We start from the raw sequence: 18,259 nt of genomic DNA, 5'->3' as shown, positions 1-18,259 counted from the left end.
CCGCACGCCCGCATCGATCAATCTCAAAACAAGTTAAAAAATGACTACCCGCTCTGAACGCCTGCTTCGCCTGATTGCCCTGCTTTGCTTCGGCGCCGTTGGCGTGGCCCTGATTTCCCAACACGTTTTCGATATGCCGCCGTGCGCGTGGTGCGTGCTGCAACGCTTGATCTATCTGGTCATCGGCGTGGTGGCGCTGATTGGTGGCTTTGGCGGCGGCCGGGCGTTGACCCGCATCGCCGGCGCGCTGGCGGCGCTGCTGTCGCTGTCGGGCGTGGTGGCGGCCTGGTACCAGTACAGCGTGGCGGCCAACATGCTGTCGTGCGACCAGACCTTTGCCGACCGCTTCATGACCGGCATCGGCCTGGAAGGCAACGTGCCGTGGCTGTTCGGTATTTTCGCCACTTGCATGGACGCCAAGGTGCCGGTGCTGGGCATTGAATACGCCTTGTGGAGCCTGGCGCTCTTCGTGGTCTTGTTCTTCATGGCGCTGCCCGTCGTCTTCGGCCGCGCCCGAGCCTGAACTCAATCGCGGGCGCGCGCCCGACAACACCGCGCCGGTTGCGCCCCCCATAAGGCGGCGCGGCCGCGCGGAAGTTCTTTCCCTGCTGTGACTACCCTGAAATACCTGACCGGCTATCCGGAACCGCTGCTCGCCCAGGCCCAAACGCTGCTTGAACGTGGCAAGCTGGGCGCGGCCCTGCTGTCGCGCTACCCCGACGGCCCGCACGATATCCGCACAGACCGCGCGCTCTACCAGTACGTGACGGACCTGAAGAACACGTATCTGCGCAACGGCGACCTGATCAATAAAGTCACCTACGACAGCAAGATCCATGTGATCCAGCATGCCCTGGGCCAGCACACCTACATTTCGCGCGTGCAGGGCGGCAAGCTGCGCGCCAAGCACGAGATCCGGGTGGCGACGCTGTTCAAGACCGTGCCGGCCGAATTCCTGAAGATGATCACCGTGCACGAATTGGCGCACCTGAAAGAGAAGGACCACAACAAGGCCTTCTACAACCTGTGCCTGCGCATGGAACCGCACTACCACCAATACGAATTCGATCTGCGCCTGTACCTGACGCACCTGGAGGCCACGCGCGAATCGCTGTGGGCGCCCAAGGGCTGACGGGCCGCCGTCCCCGCTTGAATCTTCGGTATCATGGCCCCGCGCGCGACGCCTCGCCCGCCCTGGAACCTTCGCCGAATCCGGCCCTGCCCCCCCCTACCATGACGCTTTCGTCCAACATGACCGAGGGCGCCGCCCTGCTGGCGCAACTGCGCGCCGTGGTCGGCCCCGCCCAGGTACTGACCAGCGATTCGGCCACGCGCCGCTTTTGCAGGGGCCATCGCACTGGTGAAGGCCGCGTCCTTGCCGTGGTGCGGCCCGGCACCTTGCTGGAACAGTGGCGCGTGCTGCAGGCCGTAGTGCAATCCGGCCGCATCGTCATCATGCAGGCGGCCAATACGGGCCTGACCGGAGGCTCCACGCCCGACGGCGATCAATATGACCGCGAGATCGTGCTGATCAGCACGCTGCGCATTCCGGGTATCCAGGTGATCCGCGATGGCAAGCAAGTGGTTTGCCTTCCCGGCGCCACGCTGGACCGGCTGGAACAGGCCCTGGCGCCGCTGGGGCGCGAGCCGCATTCGGTGATCGGCTCGTCTTGCATCGGGGCGTCCGTGTTGGGCGGGGTGTGCAATAACTCGGGCGGCGCGCTGATGCGGCGCGGCCCCGCCTACACCGAACTGGCCTTGTACGCGCGCGTGGGCGACGACGGTTCGCTCAGCCTGGTGAACCACTTGGGCATTGAACTGGGCGCTACGCCCGAAGAGATCCTGACCCGTTTGCAGGCTGGGCAATATGGCCCGGACGACATCCGCGATGACGTGGGCGCGGCGTCGGATCCGCACTACGCGCAGCATGTGCGCCAGATCGACGAGCCCACGCCCGCCCGCTTCAACGCCGACCCCTCGCGCCTGTACGAAGCATCGGGTTCGGCCGGCCGCGTCTGCCTGTTCGCGGTGCGGCTGGACACATTCGAGCGCGAACCCAGCACAGTGTTTTATATCGGCAGCAACCTGCCCGACGACCTGACCGCCGTACGCCGCGAACTGCTGGCCAAGCTGCCGCGGCTGCCGATCGCGGGCGAATACATCCATCGCGATGCGTTCGACATCGGCGCGCGCTATGGCAAGGACGTGTTTTTGCTGATCGACAAACTGGGTACGGCGCGCGTGCCGAAGGCGTTCGCCATCAAGAGCCGGATGGACGGCATTGCTGAACGGCTGGGCCTGCCCGGCTTGGTCGACCGCGCGATACAGGCCGTTGTGACGTTGCTGCCGAATCACCTGCCCCGCCGCATGCGCGATTACCGCGACCGCTACGAACACCACCTGCTGCTGCGGGTGTCCAACGATACGGCCGACGCCGCGCGCGCCTTCTTGACGAAGCATTTCGCGGAGCGCGCGGATGCGGCGTTCTTTGAATGCGATGCCGAAGAAGGACGCAAAGCCTTCCTGCATCGCTTTGCCATCGCGGGCGCAGCCATACGCTATCGCGACACCCATCGCGCATCGGTCGAGGACATTGTGCCGCTGGACATCGCGCTGCGCCGCAACGACCGCGACTGGGTCGAGACGCTGCCCGCCGACATGAAACGCGATATCGTCCACAAGCTCTATTACGGCCATTTCTTCTGCCATGTGTTCCACCAGGACTACATCGTGCGCAAAGGGGTCGACCCGATCGCGATGGAGCATCGCATGTGGGCATTGCTGGACGCGCGGCAGGCGGAGTATCCCGCCGAGCACAACGTGGGCCACTTGTATGTGGCCAAGCCGGCATTGACCGCGTTCTATCGGGACCTGGACCCCACCAACACGTTCAACCCGGGCATCGGGCACACCTCGAAGCTGCTGAACTGGGGCGCGTGCTGCGGGCAACAAGGCATGCCGGCCGCCTACGGCGTCAACACCGATGCCGATGCCGATGCCGCCGACGCCCCGGGGACAAGATAGCCCCCATCAGCAAGGCGGGCGTGCAGAAAAAAATGCCGTTCACTCGCGTGAACGGCATTTTTCTTGAAGCCTTGCCCTGAAGGGTCAGGCGTCGTTGGCGGCGTAGCCCATGTTGAATTGCAGGCCGCTTGCGCCTTCGTCCTGGCCGGGTTCGGCGCGCGACTGGCCCAGGCGCGCCAGGTATTCGGCGGTGATGTCGCCCGTGATGTATTCGCCATCAAAGCACGAGGCTTCGAAGCGGGTCATCTTGGGGTTCAGGTCACGCACCGATTGCTGCATGTCGGACAGATCCTGGTAGATCAGCGAATCGGCGCCAATGGCGCGGGCGATTTCCTCGTCGCTGCGGCCCGTGGCGATCAGTTCCGATTGCGTGGGCATGTCGATGCCATACACGTTCGGGAAACGGACCGGAGGCGCGGCGGAGGCAAAGTACACCTTGTTGGCGCCGGCCGCGCGCGCCATGTCGACGATTTCGCGGCTGGTGGTGCCACGCACGATGGAGTCATCAACCAGCAGCACGTTCTTGCCCTTGAACTCCATGCCGATGGCATTGAGCTTCTGGCGCACGGACTTACGGCGCACGGCCTGGCCCGGCATGATGAAGGTGCGGCCCACGTAGCGGTTCTTGATGAGCCCTTCGCGGTAGTCGAGGTTCAGGCGGGCGGCCAACTGCATCGCGGCCGGACGCGAGGAATCCGGAATCGGCATGACGACGTCGATGTCACCCAGGCGCATGTTGCGCGCGACCTTGTCGGCCAGGTATTCACCCATGCGCAGGCGGGCGTCGTAGACCGACACGCCGTCGATCAGCGAATCCGGACGCGCGAAGTACACGTATTCGAAAATACACGGCACCAGTTGCGGGTTTTCCGCGCACTGACGGCTGACGAAACGGCCGTCCAGGTCGACGAACACGGCTTCGCCGGGTTCGACGTCGCGCACGAAGACAAAACCGCTGCCTTCCAACGCCACCGATTCCGAGGCCACCATCCACTCAACGCCTTCGTCGGTTTCCATGCGGCCGATACACAAGGGGCGGATACCGTTCGGATCGCGGAACGCCAGCAGGCCGTAACCGGAAATCTGCGCCACCACGGCATAGGCGCCGCGCACGCGCTTGTGCAGCGCCGACACGGCGCGGAAGATCGCGTCGTCGTCCAGCGACACGCCGTTGGCCGACGATTGCAGCTCGTGCGCCAGCACGTTCAGCAGCACTTCGGAATCGGAATTCGTGTTGATGTGGCGGCGGTCGACGCGGTAGAGCGATTCACGCAGTTCACGCCAGTTGGTCAGGTTGCCGTTGTGGGCAAACATGATGCCGAACGGCGCGTTGACGTAGAACGGCTGGGCCTCTTCCTCGCTGGCGCTGGAGCCCGCGGTGGGATAGCGGACCTGGCCGACGCCGGACGTACCCGGCAACGAACGCATGTTGCGCGTACGGAAGACGTCGCGCACCAGGCCGTGAGCCTTGTACATATTGAATTGGTTGCCTTGCGACGTCGCGATGCCCGCGGCGTCCTGCCCGCGATGCTGCAACAGCAGCAAGCTGTCATAGAGCAGCTGGTTGACCGGCCCGCGCCCGATGACCCCTACGATTCCACACATGGTGAGATTTCCTGGTTGATTTGAAGCTAATCAATACGGCAGCCAAGTCGCCAAAGACGGCGGCAGCCACGTTTTGATATGTTTGATGGCCTCGATGGCCGAATGCGAAAACATGGCGTCCTTCCACCACGGCTCTTGGGGTAGCGGCGTATAGCCGGCAGCGGCCACCAAGGCCAGCACGATCACGAGACCACGGGCCAGCCCGAACATACCGCCCAAGCCGTGATCGGCGGGGCTGAGTCCGGTACTGCGGATCAAGGCGGCTAGCGTCATGTTGACCAAACCCACACCGAGCAGCACTAGGATGAACACCACGGCGTATGAGACTCCCATGCGCAGCAGCGTCGTTTCAATATAGGGCTCAAGCCACGTATACACCGTGGGGCCCCACCATATCGCGGCCACGAAGGCCAGCAGATAGGCGACCAGCGACAGCACCTCTTTGAGCAGGCCGCGCACCAGGCCCAGCACACCCGAGACCACCAGGATGGCCAGCACGACGAAGTCGAAGCCGGTCACTATTGGGCGGCAATAAAACCATTGTCATAGCCCAAGGTGCGCAACCGCGCCTGGGCCGCCTGCGCCGCCTCGCGCGAGGGGAACGGCCCCACACGCAGACGGTACTGCTGTTTGCCACTGATGGTGGCTTGTTCCACAAATGCGTTGGTCACGCCTGCCTGGTGCAGCTTGGCGCGGCGCGACTGGGCGTCTTCCGACGTGGTGTATGCCGCGATCTGCAACACAAAATTGCCCTTGGCGGCAGGCTTGGGCGCCGGCGCGGCGGCGGCCGGCGCGGCACGCCCTTCCAACAGCGCCAGCGCACGCGCGCCGTCGTCGGAGCGCGTGTCGGGCTTGGGAGCCGGCTTGGATTCGGGCTTCGCCTCGGGCTTGGCTTCGGGCTTGGGTTTGGCTTCAGGCTTGGGCGCCACGAGCGGCGGCGTCACCTGCACCGTGGTCGTGTGCGGGGCTGCCGACTCGGGCGGTGCGGAAGTCGTGGGCGGGGTTGACGGCGTTGATGTAACGGGGGGCGGCGTCGGCACGGAGGAATCCGCGGGAGTGGCGCCGTTACCTGCAACCGTCGCGCCTCCCAACTGGGGCGCCGCTTGCGGCTCGCTCACCTGGGGTTGGAACGGCGTGTTGCGTTCCGGCACGCGGATGGGAATGTTGTCGGCAACCGGCACGGGCTGCGAATCAAGCACCATGGGCAGAATGATGACAGCCGCCAGCACCAGGGCAACGGCGCCTGCCAACCTGCGCCGCGCACGGCCGCGCAGCTCCGCAGCCTGAACCTCGCTAGGCACTGCCGCCCGTTTGGAGGACTGCGCCTGGTCGGCAGGATCTTTGCGATTGAAAAAACCCATGGAAGAGAATTCCTTGCGGCAATGTGGCGGCGGGCCGCCATGCCCGTTTTTGCCTATGCCTTGCGACCCAGTGCCTGCAAAACCGAGGCCACGGTGAGAAACGACCCAAACACGACGATTCTATCATTCTCGACCGCCCGCTCGCGCGCCGCGGCATAGGCCTGGGCGGGATTTTCAAAGGCGGCGATGCTGGGGCTTTCAGCTCCGGCGGGTGATGGCGGCAAGGCCGCGGCGACCTTGTCGGCCAGCGCTTGGCCCGACATGCCGCGCGGCCCGGGCAGGCCCGCGCAATACCAGTGGTCGATGCGGGTACCCAGCTTGGCCACGACACCAGCCAGGTCCTTGTCGTTCAGCATGCCGAACACCGCGTGGGTGTAGGGATGGAAGCCCATGTTGTCCAGGTTCTGCGCCAGCACGGCCGCTGCATGCGGGTTATGCGCCACGTCAAGAATCACTGAGGGCTGGCCCGGCAGAATCTGGAAGCGGCCTGGCAACGACGCCTGCAGCAGCCCCAGGCGAACCGCCTGCTGTTGCACCGGCAGCCGGTCGCGCACGGATTCCAGGGCGGCCAGCGCGGCGGACGCGTTCAGCAATTGGTTGGCGCCGCGCAGCGCCGGATAGGCCAGCGCGCTGCGGCGCTGTTCGCGCCCACCATACGCCCATTGCTGGCGGTCACCGGAATAGTTGTAGTCGCGTCCGAACAGCCAGAGATCCGCGCCGATTTTCTCCACGTGATCCAACAGCGATTGCGGCGGAACCGGATCGCTGCAGATGGCGGGCCGGCCGGCGCGGTAGATGTGGGCTTTCTCGAAGCCGATTTTTTCCCGGGTATCGCCCAGCCAGTCGGTGTGGTCAAGATCAACGCTGGTGACGATGGCGCAATCGGCGTCGACGATGTTGACGGCATCCAGGCGGCCGCCCAGGCCCACTTCCAGCACGATTGCATCCAGGCGCGTTTGCGAAAACAGGCGCAGGATGGCCAGCGTGGTGAATTCGAAGTAGGTCAGCGAGACCTCGCCACGTGCCGCCTCGACGGCCTGGAACTGGGCGATCAGGTCGCCGTCCGAGGCAATCTGGCCGTTGACGCGGGCGCGTTCATTGAAGTCGATCAGGTGCGGCGACGTGTACAGCCCCACCTTGTAGCCGGCCGCCAGCAACATGGCTTCCAACATGGCACAGGTGGATCCCTTGCCGTTGGTGCCACCCACAACGAATTTCACGCCCGAGAGTTCCAGCCCCATGCGCGTGGCCACTTCGCGCACGCGGTCCAGGCCCATGTCGATGGCGGTGGCGTGGATGGATTCCAGGTATTGCAACCAATCAGACAACGTGGCGGAGGCGTCAGGCGGACAAACGGAAGACATGGCGGGCCGTGAAAGAAGATCAGCGCGAGATTTTAGCAGTCCGCGCACGGTGTTTTCCCTAATCCCCTAGAGCGCGACACAGTATCCCAGCTGAAAAATCGCTTGCCGACGTTTTTCTCATACGTGAAAATAAATTTATGTATGAAAATTTAGATGGATGAACATGACGCAAGCAACTTCCCCCCGCTGGCTGGTCCGCGAAGCCGAGGTGCCCGGCTATCACCCCGCCAATCACACTGGCACCTTGAACCGCCGTCTGATCGGTCCCGACACCGTGGGCTCGCGCGGCGTGGAAGTGTTGCTGGGCGTCATCGAAAAAGGCCAGGGCGCGCTGCCGCATGCGCACCCGGGCATTGAGCAAGTTTGCTATCTGCTGTCGGGCACCGCGCGCGCGCAGGTGGCCGACGAAACAGCCGACATGGTGGCGGGCGACTGCTGTTACTTCCCGCCCGACGTGCCCCACGTTTTTACCGTGACCAGCGACGAGCCCGCCAGGCTGTTGGTGATTTACACCCCCCCGTATGAAGAATCCCCGGATCGCGTGATCCGGGACTTTCCGGCGCCACCGCCCGCCGCCTGACCCCCGGCGGCGCAGGCAGCGGACGCAGAGCCGCGCCTGAATTCCCTATAAACCTGGAGACAACCCCATGCACCCTTTCCGTTTGCTTAGCGCCGCCCTGATCAGCGGCGCGGCCTTGATGGCCGCCCCATCGCCCAGGCGGCGTCCGACTACCCCAACAAGCCCATCACCCTGATCGTGCCCTTCCCGGCGGGCTCGGGCACCGATGCGGTGGGCCGGATATTCGGATCTGAACTGTCCGCCATCCTGGGCCAACAGATCGTCGTCGAGAACAAGCCGGGCGCCAACGCCACCATCGCGGCCAACTACGTGGCGCGCGCCAAGCCCGACGGCTACACGCTCTTCGTCACCACCAACACCTCGCATTCGGCCGCGCCCTGGCTGATGAAGAACGTGCCCTATGACCCGGTCAAGGACTTCACCCCCATCGCGCGCGGCGGCAACCTGCCCTTCATCCTGGTCGTGAACCCCAAGCGCCCCTGGAAGAACGTGGGTGAGCTGGTGGCCGACGCCAAGAAAAACCCGGGCCGCATCACCTACGCCAGCGGCAACAGCACCGGCATCGTCGCCGGCGCCACGCTGGCCAACCGCGCCGGTATCGACCTGCTGCACATTCCCTACAAAGGCACCCCGCAAGGCCTGACCGACGTGGTGGGCGGCCAGGTGGACTTCATGTTCACCGACCTGGCTTCCGGCCTGCCCTTTGTGCAGTCGGGCCAATTGCGCGCCCTGGCCGTGTCCACCGCCGAACGCAGCGTCATCGTGCCCGACCTGCCCTCCATGGCCGAGGCCGGCGTGAAGGACTTCGACCTGAATTCCTGGAACGGCTATTTCGGCCCGGCCGGCCTGCCGCCCGAAGTGGTGGCGAAGCTGAACGCCGCCATCAACCAGGTAGTGGCCAAGCCCGAGGTCAAGAAGCGCTTGGCGGGCCTGGGCTTTGACGCCTTTTCCAGCACCCCGGAAGCCTTCGCGCAGTTCGTCAGCGAGCAGCGCACGCTGTGGGGCAAGCTGATCAAAGATGCAGGAATCGAACAGCAATGACATTCCCCCCGCCCCTGACGCCACGCCAGCCGGCCCGCTGGCCGGCGTGCGCATCCTGGACCTGAGCTCGGTCGTGATGGGCCCCTACGCCACGCAGACGCTGGCGGACCTGGGCGCCGATGTGATCAAGGTGGAATCGCCCGCGGGCGACAACATGCGGGCCGTGGGGCCCATGCGCAATCCCGGCATGGGCCACCTGTACCTGCACCTGAACCGCAACAAGCGGTCCATCGTGCTGGACCTGAAGACGCCCGAAGGGCTTGAGGCCTGCCTGAAGCTGGCCGAAAGCTGCGACGCCCTGCTCTACAACATCCGGCCGCAGGCCATGGCCAGGCTGGGGCTGTCTTATGACACGGTGGCGGCGCGCAACCCGCACATCGTCTACCTGGGCGCCTACGGGTTTGGCGAAGCCGGCCCGTACGCCGGCCGGCCCGCCTATGACGACCTGATCCAGGGGCAGACGGGCATTGCCGCCCTGTCGGCCCAGCAAAGCGGCGACGTGCCCCGCTACGCGCCGCTGACGCTGGCCGACCGGGCCGTGGGCCTGCATGTGGCCATTGCCCTGGTGTCGGCCGTGCTGCACGCCAAAACGACGGGGCGTGGCCAGCAGGTGGAAATCCCCATGTTTGAAGGCATGGCCCACCTGGTGCTGGGCGACCACCTGGGCGGCGCGACGTTCGAGCCGCCCATGGGCCCGACCGGCTACGCGCGCCTGCTGGCGCCCCATCGCCGGCCCTACGCCACGGCCGATGGCTACCTTTGCCTGTTGATCTACAACGACAAACACTGGCGCAACTTCTTTGACCTGATCGGCCAGCCCGAGTTGGCCGAAGATCCTCGCTTTTGCACGCACGGCGCGCGGGCGGCGCACATCGGCGAGGTCTACGCCTATGTGGCCGACGTGATCCGCACCCGCCCCACGCAGGAGTGGCTGGACGCCCTGGCCCGCGCGGATATCCCCGCGTCGCAGCTCTACACGGTGGACGACCTGCTGGTGGACGAACACCTGGTGGCCACCGACTTCATCCGCCATGTGGATCACCCCAGCGAAGGCCCCCTGCGCACCCCCGCGCCGCTGGGCCATTACCAAGGCACGCCCACGTCCCTGCGCCGGCCCGCCCCCCGGCTGGGGGAGCACAGCCGCGAGGTGCTGGCGCAAGCCGGCTACGACGACGCCCGGATCGACGCGCTGGTCGCCCGCGGCATTACCCAGGATGGAAACGACTGATGGACTTTGCCTTTACCCCCGAGCAATTGGCGCTGCGCGACGCCGTGTCGCGCATCTGCGACCGCTACCCCGATGAATACTGGCTGGAACGCGACCGCGAAGGCGGTTTTCCCGAACCGCTGCACGCCGACCTGGCCCGCGACGGCTGGCTGGGCATTGCGATGCCGCCGGAATATGGCGGCGCGGGCCTGGGCATGACCGAAGCGGCGCTGATGATGCAGACCATCGCCGCGTCCGGCGCGGGCTTTACCGGCGCATCCGCCGTGCACATGAATATCTTCGGGCTGAACCCCGTGGTGGTGTTCGGCACCGACGAGCAGCGCGGCCGCTGGCTGGAACCGCTGATCGCCGGGCGCGAGAAGGCCTGCTTTGCCGTGACCGAACCCGATGCTGGCCTGGACACCACCAAGCTATCGACCCGCGCGGTGCGCCAAGGCGACGAATACGTGGTGCATGGCCGCAAGATCTGGATATCGACCGCGCAGGTCGCCACCAAAATGCTGCTGCTGGCGCGCACCACCCCGCTGTCCGAGGTGGACAAGCCCACGCAGGGCCTGTCCTTGTTCTATACCGATCTGGACCGCGAGAAGATCGAAGTGCGCGAAATCGAGAAAATGGGCCGCAAGGCCGTGGACTCGAACATGCTGTTCATTGATGGTTTGCGCATTCCGGTGGCCGACCGCATCGGCGAAGAAGGCCGCGGGTTTGAATATATCCTGCACGGACTGAACCCCGAACGCATCCTGATCGCGGCGGAAGCCGTGGGCATTGGCCGCGCCGCGCTGGATCGCGCCGTGAAATACGCGGGTGAACGCACGGTGTTCGGCCGCCCCATTGGCCAGAACCAGGGCATCCAGCATCCCTTGGCGCAGGCCTGGATGCAGTTGGAAGCCGCCGACCTGATGGTGTTCAAGGCCGCCAGCCTGTACGACGCGGGCCTGCCCTGCGGCCCCTATGCCAATACGGCCAAATACCTGGCGGCGGAAGCCGGCTACAACGCCTGCCAAACGGCGGTGATGACGCTGGGCGGCATGGGCTACGCCAAGGAATACCATGTGGAACGGCTGCTGCGCGAAAGCTTCATTCCGCGCATCGCGCCGGTAAGCCCGCAACTGATCATGTGCTTTATCGCGGAAAAGGTGCTGGGCCTGCCGAAGTCTTACTGAGGGTTCGCGCCGGGCGCGACGCCCGGCGATTCAGGCCGGCGCAGGCCCGCCCGGGCCAAGTTCAGGCCTGCTGTTCCAGCGCGGTGCATGCCGCCCGCAGAATGCGCGCATAGGCCTCTTGCTGCGGCTCGATCCGGTAGATCGGGCCGCCCACCGAAATCGCATAGTGCTCGCCCGACAAGGTGACGGGCCAGGCGATGGCGCCCACGTCGGCAATCGATTCTCCACTGTTCATGAACCAACCGCGCTGGCGCGACCGTTGCAGGTCGTCTTCCAGCGCTTGCGGCGTGACCAGGGTGCGCTCGTTGTAGCGCGTCATGGGCATGTCGGACAGCAGGCTCTGGCGTTGGGGCGCATCCATCAGCGACACCAGCGCCTTTCCCAGCGAATTGGCGTGTACATCCTTGAATTCGCCGGCAACGGGCGCGTATCGGATGGTATGTGGGGAATCCAGCACATCCAGATAGACCACCCGCCCGTCCTGCGTCAGCTTGGCGAACACGACCGTTTCGCGGGTAGCGTCCCGCAATTCCGACAGGCTGGGGTAGACGCGGTCCAAAACGGGGTCGGCACGCGCAATGCGCTGGGCCATGGCCAACAGGCGGCCGGTGGGGTAGTAGCCCTGGCGCCGGCCGGTTTCATACAAATAACCCAGGCCCGTCAGCGTGCGGATCAGCGCCAGGCAACTGGAAACCGGCACGTCCAACAGGCGCGCCAGCTCCGACAAGGGCAGCGCGCGCTTCTCGCGGGCAAAGGTTTCGATGATTTCGATGACTCGCAGCGCCGTCTTGACACTCATTGCCCGATCCAAACTGATTAGCACGTAAAACACCTGCCTCGCCGGGGGCTAAAGTTCCCTGCGGGGCTGCCGTTATCGTAGCTGAGAATACCCTGAAAACAGCGCGTTCCTCCGAGACGCCCACATCGCCGCTGGAGTGATCATGGCCGTAACCCCCCTAGCCCCCGCTACGTTCGCACCCGCTGCGCCCGTGCAGGCGCCCATCGTGGCCGAACCGGCCGTGAATGTGACGCCGGCCGCAGCCGCGACCAACAGCGGCGCCTCCGACAGCGCCACGTCGGATCAATCAGATTCGCAAAAGCTGCCGTTGGACAAGGCGCTGGACGAAATCAACGACCAGATGAAGGCGTGGTCGACGCAATTGCAGTTCGAAATCGACCCGAATGTGCATCAGGTGGTGGTGTCGGTCGTAGATGCGGAATCGGGCGACGTCATTCGCACGATCCCCAGCGAAACGGTACTCAAAATCGCCAAAATGATCGTGAACATGCAAGGCAACGGCATTAAAACCACTGCGTGACCTGACCCTTAAAACAGTGTTCTTCAGCTGTTTTGGCGCCTATGCGTGAGGGAAACCCCGAATTAGGCCCGCCTTATGCCCTTACCCGGCCAATCGCCGGCACCCTATTTTTGTCAGAATCGCTTCGCTAGGAAGGAAATCACATGGCTTCTATCACCAACCTTGGGTCCGTGTCCGGCTTGCCGCTGGAAAAGATCCTGTCGGACCTGCAAGACGCCGAGACGAAAAAGCTTTCGGTCTACACGACCCGCGCCGAAAGCTATCAAACCCGTATCGACGCTTACTCGCAGCTTCAAAGCGCGTTGGAAGCCCTGAAGTCGTCGGCCGCCGTGCTGGGCAAGGCTGAAACCATGGGTGCCATCAAGGGCAGCGTCACCGGCGGTTCCGCCCTGACGGCCACGGTGGCCGCCGAGGGCGCGGTGGCTGGCGAATACACCATCGAAGTGAAGAACCTGGCGCGGGCGCAAAGCCTGCAATCGTCGGCCGTGGCCGACCGCACCGCCAAGAACGGCACGACTGGCACCTTCGAAATCGAACTGGCCGACGGCACCAAGCGCACGGTCGACCTGAAGGACGATACGTCCTTGAACGGCATCGTCAAGGCCATCAACGCCGACGACAAGACCGGCTTGCGCGCCACCGTCATCAACGACGGCAATGGCAACAACTACCTGATGCTGACCTCGCGCGAAACGGGCACGGAAGCATCGGTGAAGTCCATCACCGTCAACGGCGACCAGTCGCTGAAAGACATCCTGACGTTCAGCACGGATGCCAATGGCGTGACCTCCGGCATGACCTCCACCGCCGGGCAGGACGCCGAAGTCATCATCAACGGCATCACGGTCAAGAGCGGTTCGAACAACATTTCGACCGCCATCGACGGCATTACGCTGAACTTGGCCGAAAAGACCGAAACCGACAAGCCCATCACCCTGAAACTGGAAGCCGATACCTCGGTGGCCAGCAAGGCGGTGCAGGACTTCGTCACCAAGTACAAGACGCTGCAAACCACGATCAAGAACCTGACCGCGTTTGACGCTTCGGCGGCCACCAACCAACCGCTGACGGGCGACGGCACCACGCGCTCGATCCAGTCGGCGTTGTCCGGCGCGCTGCAAGGCGTGCTGGGCGACGGCACGCTGCGTTCGCTGGCTGATCTGGGCATCACCACCGACGCCACCGCCCGCGAACTGAAGCTGGACACGACCAAGCTGACCAAGGCCCTGACCGAAAACCCCGCCGACGTCACCAAGCTGTTGACGGGTGAAAACGGCCTGGCGAAGAATATCGACGCGGCGCTCAAGGATGTGCTGGGTTCGACCGGCTCCTTGAAGACGCGCCAGGACGGCCTGGCCAAGTCGATCACCGCATTGGACGCGCAGAAGGCGCGCGCCAAGGCATCGAGCGATGCCGAAATCGAGCGGATGCGCACGCAGTTTGTTGCGCTGGACACCTTCTACATGCAGATGCAAAGCACGGGCAGCTATCTGACCCAGCAGTTTGAGGCCATGAACAAGTCCAAGTAACTCACTCAATTAATAGAAGATGCATTAAATGACGTATGCCGCCCGACGGCCCTCAGGGTCTTATTCTGTTCGTTCCTACGCCGATATCGGCCTGGAAACGCAAGTCCTGGGCGCAAGCCCGGAGCGGCTGATCACCCTGCTTTACCTGGGTGCGCGGGCGGCCATCGGGCAGGCGCGCATCCATTTGAACGAAGGCCGCATCGCCGAGCGCGGGGCGGCCATCTCGAAAGCGATCAAAATCGTCGATGAAGGCCTGAAAACGGGGCTGAACATGGAGGCCGGCGGCGATATCGCCGCCAACCTCGCCTTGCTTTACGACTACATCATCCGTACGCTGCTGACAGCGAACCTGAAAGCGGATGTCGAGCAGCTTGACATTGCCGACCGGCTGCTGGCCGATCTGGCCGAAGCCTGGCAGACTTCCATCGACCGGCCGGCTGGCGGCATGGAGCCGTAATGGCCCGAACCATGCCTTTAGCCAGCCTGAGAACGCCCGAGATTTCCATGACGTCCCTGACCCAGTCCCTTCCCGCCATCCTGGAGCACTACCAGGAGATCGCCTTCATCACCGGGGAAATGCTGACTGCCGCCAAGGCAGGCGACTGGGATTTGGCCATGGTCCATGGCCAGCAATACTGCGAGCGCGTCGAGCTCCTGCGCCAGACGGAACAGACGGCGCCGCTGGACGAAGCCGCCCGCGCCATGAAATATGACCTGCTTGTGCGGATTCTGGAAAACGATGCGCTGACGCGCGACCTGGCTATCCCGCAGTTGGCCCGGCTGGGCGAGCTGCTGGGACGCATGAAGCGCCAGCAGACCCTGCTGTCGGCCTACGGATATCAGGCGCCTGAAGAATGAGCGTCGGTCCCGCCGCACTCGGTAACGTCCTGGTGCAGCGGTTGGACGCCGTGCTTGGCACGACGATGTCCGCCGCGAATGCCAACCAGGTGTCGGGCGCACGGCCAGATGCCGTCAGCCAACCCGGCGGCCCGGAAAAGCCCGGATCATCGGACGGCTCCACCCGCGACCCCCGACAAGGCATACAGACTGGCGGCGCCCGAGGCGACCGCCAGAATGCCGTTGTCGACGCCAAGACGGCTGCCGCGCTGGCGCTGGCCGCGCGCGGGCTGGTCACCAGCAGCGACACCACCGCATCCGCCCCGACCACGCTGGGCACCACCGCGCGGACGATTCTTGCCTTGCTGGCCCAGTTTCCCGAAGCCGCGCCCGCTGTCCAGGGGCGCGCCCCGCTCTGGAACGCCAATGGCGGCAGCGCTGGGCAAACCCCCGGGCAAGCCCCCGCGCAAGCCTCGCCCCAGCCCGCGCCCGCTGCGGGTCCGGGCACGCCGCCCGGCCAAGCCGCCGCCGGACAGCCCGCGGCCACGGCGCCCGCCCTGCCCCCCACACTGCCTGCTGCCACCGCCACCACCGCCAGCGCGGATGCTGCTGCCGCGGCCAAGCTGACGCGGCCCGCTGGCCAGGCCGATGCCCATGCGGCACGCGGCGCCGACGCTGCCGCCCATGCCTCGCTGGCGGCCGGCGGCCCGTCCGCGCGCCTGTTGGGCCAGGCGCTACGCCAAGCCCTGCAGACCAGCGGCCTGTTCTATGAATCGCATTTGACCGACATGGTGTTCGGCCGGACCAACCCGGCCGCCCTGCAGGAAGAGCCGCAGGCCCGCTTGAACCGCGACACCGCCCAGCAAAATTCCACGGCGGCGCGCAACCGTTCGGACGCGCCGACCACCGCGCGCACTGGCGGCGGCGCCGAGGCGGCGTCGGGCAGCGGATCACCCGCCCCCGGCACGCCCGTGGCCGGCATCCACCAGGACCTGACCGTGTTGGTGCGCCAGCAGTTGGATGTGCTGGCCAATCAATCGCTGACCTGGCAAGGCGAAGCCTGGCCCGGCACGCCGATGGAATGGGAAGTGGAACGCGACCCTTACGGCGGCGACCCCGATTCGGCAACACCCACCTGGGCCACGCGGCTCAAGCTGGACCTTCCCCGCCTGGGGCTGGTGGATGCGCGCCTGAACCTGGCGGGCGATCAGATCGTATTGCAATTGGTCGCGCCGCTGGCTGCCGGCGAAATCAATGATGCGTCCGACCAACTGCGCTCGCGCCTTCTGGCCGCGGGCCTGACTTTGAGCAATCTGGCCGTCAGCGTGACCGACCCGCGCCCTGTCATCCCGACCGATTTCTGATGAGCAACGCCCCCCAAACCTCTGCGGACAGCGGCCAAAGCGGCGCCCCCAACGCTGGCCCCAACGCCAACCGCAACGCGGCCGTCGCCATTTCCTATGACGACAAGGACGGCGCGCCGCGCGTCGTGGCCAAGGGCTACGGTCAACTGGCCGATACCATCGTGCGCGCCGCCGAAGAGAACGGTCTGTACGTGCACGAGTCGCGCGAATTGGTCGGCCTGCTCATGCAGGTGGACCTGGATGCACATATTCCTCCCCAACTGTACGTAGCGGTGGCAGAATTGCTGGCTTGGCTGTATCGCCTGGAATCGCGCGAGCTTCCCCAGGCCGCGCCGCCTGACCTCACTCTCTAAGGACCACCATCGTGTTGGATGCCAGCGACCCGGAATTCCTGCTGACCCGGCCGGAAGACATGCGCTCCGCCCTCTTTGAGCTGACGCACCCCGACAGCCACATCCTGGTGCGCGACGCCGCCGACCGCGAGATGGCGGTGCTGGTGCTGGGCGCCGACAAGCAAACCCGCCAGTTCTTCTGGCGTCCACGCGACTACGCCGGCGCCGACTTCGAGCAGTCCGACAGCATGGGCCTGTTGAGCGGCACGACCTTTCATTTCCATGCCACCGCCTATGGCGGCGTGCAGATCCGCTTTCGCGTGCAGCGTCCCGAAGTCATTCACTTCGACGACGGCAGCGCGGCGCTGATGTCGCCCTTTCCTGATCGCCTGGCGCGCATCCAGCGGCGCAAGATGTTTCGCGCCTCGCTGGTCACCGGCGCGGGCCAATGCCAGGCCAGTTGGCAACCCGACCCCAAGACCAAGCCTTTTCAGTTCACGGTGCGCGATATTTCGGTCGACGGCGTGGGGCTGCGGGCCGCGCTCGCCGTGCCCGAATTGCCGGAACGTGGCACGGTGATGGAAGACGTGCAGTTGGATTTTGGCGAGCTGGGCAAGCTCAGCGCCACGCTGGAAGTGCGCAATATCTATCCCATTTCCGGCCAGCCGATGATTCAACCCGACAGCCCCGACGACGCCGTGCCCCGACACGTGTCGCTGACCGGCGAACCGCCGATGAGCCACCTGGGCGCGGTGTTCCTGAACCTGGACGCGCGCCAGGAAAACTGGCTGCAGAAAGTGGTGTGGCGCCTGGAGAAAGGCGCGCAGCGCAATTAAGGCAACGCCGGCTGTAAAACAAAGCAAAGCCCCAATGCAAAAAGGCCTTTCCAACCCATGGAAAGGCCTTTTTCAGATCGACGCCCTTACACGGCCATCGACGATATTTCCTTGTAGGCAGCAACCAGCTTGTTACGCACCTGCACCGCCGTCTGGAAGCCAAGACTGGCTTTCTGCATGTCGATGATCACATCGTTCAGCGCAAGATCGGGGGCGCCCATTTCAAAGGCCCTCGCCTGTGCCGACGAGGCGTTCTGGGCCGCCGTCACGCGGCGGATCGAGCGCTGCAACTCGGCGGCAAAACCGTCGGGCTGGCCGACCGCTTCCCCCGCGGCGAGATTGCCGGTTTCCGCCTTGCTCACGACGGTGCGCATCTGCTGGAGCATGCTTTCGATGCCGTTCAAGCCTGATACAGCCATTACCTGATTCCTTGCTGGTGGGGCGATGTCGCCATGTTGCCGCAAAGCGTAACGCCGATCGCGCGCGCCCATAGCCGCTAAAAACCGCCAAAAAACCCGACATTTCCTTGAATGCCGCCAACCGGGGCCGCATCAACCGCCCTTGCGTCGACATAGAGGATAAGTAACGCCAAAAACCTGCTGTTTTCATCGATTGGGATTGTCGAGCGAACGGCAATAATCCAGGCTCTCCCCAGACCAGAAGCACGTTGCAT

20 protein-coding genes and 1 pseudogene are annotated in these 18,259 nt (G+C 64.8%); 14 read left to right on the top strand and 7 right to left on the bottom strand.

Annotation, left to right across the window (positions count from 1 at the left end; all coding sequences use genetic code 11):
* Window positions 1-40 precede the first annotated feature (40 nt).
* The 3 genes from ELS24_RS12845 (at window position 41) to dld (ending at window position 3,024) form a co-directional block, all read left to right on the top strand.
* A complete protein-coding gene (locus ELS24_RS12845; RefSeq protein WP_127184328.1) occupies window positions 41-523 on the top strand; it encodes a disulfide bond formation protein B in 483 nt (160 codons plus the stop codon).
* Between the two features lie 87 nt (window positions 524-610).
* Window positions 611-1,132, top strand: a complete 522-nt coding sequence (locus ELS24_RS12840; RefSeq protein WP_050446565.1) for a M48 metallopeptidase family protein — start codon at window positions 611-613, stop codon at window positions 1,130-1,132.
* A gap of 101 nt (window positions 1,133-1,233) precedes the next feature.
* Window positions 1,234-3,024: a D-lactate dehydrogenase gene (gene dld / locus ELS24_RS12835; RefSeq protein WP_240669499.1), complete on the top strand. Its 1,791-nt coding sequence runs from the start codon at window positions 1,234-1,236 to the stop codon at window positions 3,022-3,024.
* 84 nt (window positions 3,025-3,108) lie between these two features.
* On the opposite strand, the gene purF is transcribed toward dld, so the two are convergent.
* The 4 genes from purF to folC are packed head-to-tail and all read right to left on the bottom strand — an operon-like array spanning window position 3,109 to window position 7,354.
* Window positions 3,109-4,629: an amidophosphoribosyltransferase gene (purF, locus tag ELS24_RS12830; protein ID WP_050446567.1), complete on the bottom strand. Its 1,521-nt coding sequence runs from the start codon at window positions 4,627-4,629 to the stop codon at window positions 3,109-3,111.
* A 30-nt stretch (window positions 4,630-4,659) separates the two neighbouring features.
* Window positions 4,660-5,148: a CvpA family protein gene (locus ELS24_RS12825; RefSeq protein WP_050446568.1), complete on the bottom strand. Its 489-nt coding sequence runs from the start codon at window positions 5,146-5,148 to the stop codon at window positions 4,660-4,662.
* On the bottom strand, window positions 5,148-5,990 hold the full coding sequence (locus ELS24_RS12820) for an SPOR domain-containing protein (RefSeq protein WP_127184327.1): 843 nt from the start codon (window positions 5,988-5,990) through the stop codon (window positions 5,148-5,150). Before ELS24_RS12820 ends, ELS24_RS12825 begins: the two co-directional genes overlap by 1 nt.
* 53 nt (window positions 5,991-6,043) lie before the next feature.
* Window positions 6,044-7,354: a bifunctional tetrahydrofolate synthase/dihydrofolate synthase gene (folC, locus tag ELS24_RS12815; RefSeq protein WP_050446570.1), complete on the bottom strand. Its 1,311-nt coding sequence runs from the start codon at window positions 7,352-7,354 to the stop codon at window positions 6,044-6,046.
* 163 nt (window positions 7,355-7,517) lie between these two features.
* Between folC and ELS24_RS12810 the strand changes: the two genes are divergently transcribed.
* From ELS24_RS12810 to ELS24_RS12795, 4 genes and pseudogenes are all read left to right on the top strand, one after another.
* On the top strand, window positions 7,518-7,934 hold the full coding sequence (locus ELS24_RS12810; protein ID WP_050446587.1) for a cupin domain-containing protein: 417 nt from the start codon (window positions 7,518-7,520) through the stop codon (window positions 7,932-7,934).
* Window positions 7,935-8,001: 67 nt separating this feature from the next.
* Window positions 8,002-8,975, top strand: a pseudogene (locus ELS24_RS12805) (Bug family tripartite tricarboxylate transporter substrate binding protein).
* Window positions 8,953-10,203, top strand: a complete 1,251-nt coding sequence (locus ELS24_RS12800) for a CaiB/BaiF CoA transferase family protein (RefSeq protein WP_127184325.1) — start codon at window positions 8,953-8,955, stop codon at window positions 10,201-10,203. The pseudogene ELS24_RS12805 and the gene ELS24_RS12800 overlap by 23 nt, the downstream one beginning before the upstream one ends.
* Entirely contained in the window at window positions 10,203-11,369 is a 1,167-nt protein-coding gene (locus ELS24_RS12795) for an acyl-CoA dehydrogenase family protein (RefSeq protein ID WP_050446573.1), read from the top strand. The genes ELS24_RS12800 and ELS24_RS12795 overlap by 1 nt, the downstream gene beginning before the upstream one ends.
* A 61-nt stretch (window positions 11,370-11,430) precedes the next feature.
* Here ELS24_RS12795 and ELS24_RS12790 read toward each other — a convergent pair whose 3' ends face one another.
* Entirely contained in the window at window positions 11,431-12,168 is a 738-nt protein-coding gene (locus tag ELS24_RS12790; protein ID WP_050446574.1) for an IclR family transcriptional regulator, read from the bottom strand.
* Between the two features lie 142 nt (window positions 12,169-12,310).
* On the opposite strand from ELS24_RS12790, the gene ELS24_RS12785 reads away from it, so the two are divergent.
* From ELS24_RS12785 to ELS24_RS12755, 7 genes are all read left to right on the top strand, one after another.
* On the top strand, window positions 12,311-12,688 hold the full coding sequence (locus ELS24_RS12785; RefSeq protein ID WP_050446575.1) for a flagellar protein FlaG: 378 nt from the start codon (window positions 12,311-12,313) through the stop codon (window positions 12,686-12,688).
* Between the two features lie 143 nt (window positions 12,689-12,831).
* Window positions 12,832-14,217, top strand: coding sequence for a flagellar filament capping protein FliD (gene fliD, locus ELS24_RS12780; protein WP_127184324.1), 1,386 nt, complete (start codon window positions 12,832-12,834; stop codon window positions 14,215-14,217).
* Between the two features lie 28 nt (window positions 14,218-14,245).
* Window positions 14,246-14,674 (top strand): flagellar export chaperone FliS, encoded by a 429-nt coding sequence (gene fliS, locus ELS24_RS12775; RefSeq protein ID WP_050446577.1) that lies wholly within the window; start codon window positions 14,246-14,248, stop codon window positions 14,672-14,674.
* A gap of 47 nt (window positions 14,675-14,721) precedes the next feature.
* Entirely contained in the window at window positions 14,722-15,075 is a 354-nt protein-coding gene (locus ELS24_RS12770) for a flagellar protein FliT (protein ID WP_050446578.1), read from the top strand.
* Window positions 15,072-16,418, top strand: coding sequence for a flagellar hook-length control protein FliK (locus ELS24_RS12765; RefSeq protein WP_127184323.1), 1,347 nt, complete (start codon window positions 15,072-15,074; stop codon window positions 16,416-16,418). Before ELS24_RS12770 ends, ELS24_RS12765 begins: the two co-directional genes overlap by 4 nt.
* A complete protein-coding gene (locus ELS24_RS12760) occupies window positions 16,418-16,771 on the top strand; it encodes an EscU/YscU/HrcU family type III secretion system export apparatus switch protein (protein WP_050450430.1) in 354 nt (117 codons plus the stop codon). Before ELS24_RS12765 ends, ELS24_RS12760 begins: the two co-directional genes overlap by 1 nt.
* An 11-nt stretch (window positions 16,772-16,782) precedes the next feature.
* Window positions 16,783-17,586 carry a flagellar brake protein gene (locus ELS24_RS12755; RefSeq protein WP_050450429.1) on the top strand — a complete coding sequence of 268 codons (804 nt, stop codon included), beginning with the start codon at window positions 16,783-16,785 and terminating at the stop codon, window positions 17,584-17,586.
* A gap of 86 nt (window positions 17,587-17,672) precedes the next feature.
* Here ELS24_RS12755 and fliE read toward each other — a convergent pair whose 3' ends face one another.
* Both fliE and ELS24_RS30920 read right to left on the bottom strand, forming a co-directional pair.
* Window positions 17,673-18,005 (bottom strand): flagellar hook-basal body complex protein FliE, encoded by a 333-nt coding sequence (fliE, locus tag ELS24_RS12750; protein WP_050450428.1) that lies wholly within the window; start codon window positions 18,003-18,005, stop codon window positions 17,673-17,675.
* Between the two features lie 77 nt (window positions 18,006-18,082).
* The gene (locus ELS24_RS30920; RefSeq protein ID WP_157055552.1) at window positions 18,083-18,259 is read right to left on the bottom strand and encodes a hypothetical protein; all 177 of its coding nucleotides are present in this window, start codon (window positions 18,257-18,259) and stop codon (window positions 18,083-18,085) included.

Source organism: Achromobacter spanius (genome assembly GCF_003994415.1).
Taxonomy (GTDB): Bacteria; Pseudomonadota; Gammaproteobacteria; order Burkholderiales; family Burkholderiaceae_B; genus Achromobacter; species Achromobacter spanius_C.
The sequence above is the reverse complement of the archived record's forward strand: the minus strand, read 5'-3'. Positions and strand labels throughout refer to the sequence as shown.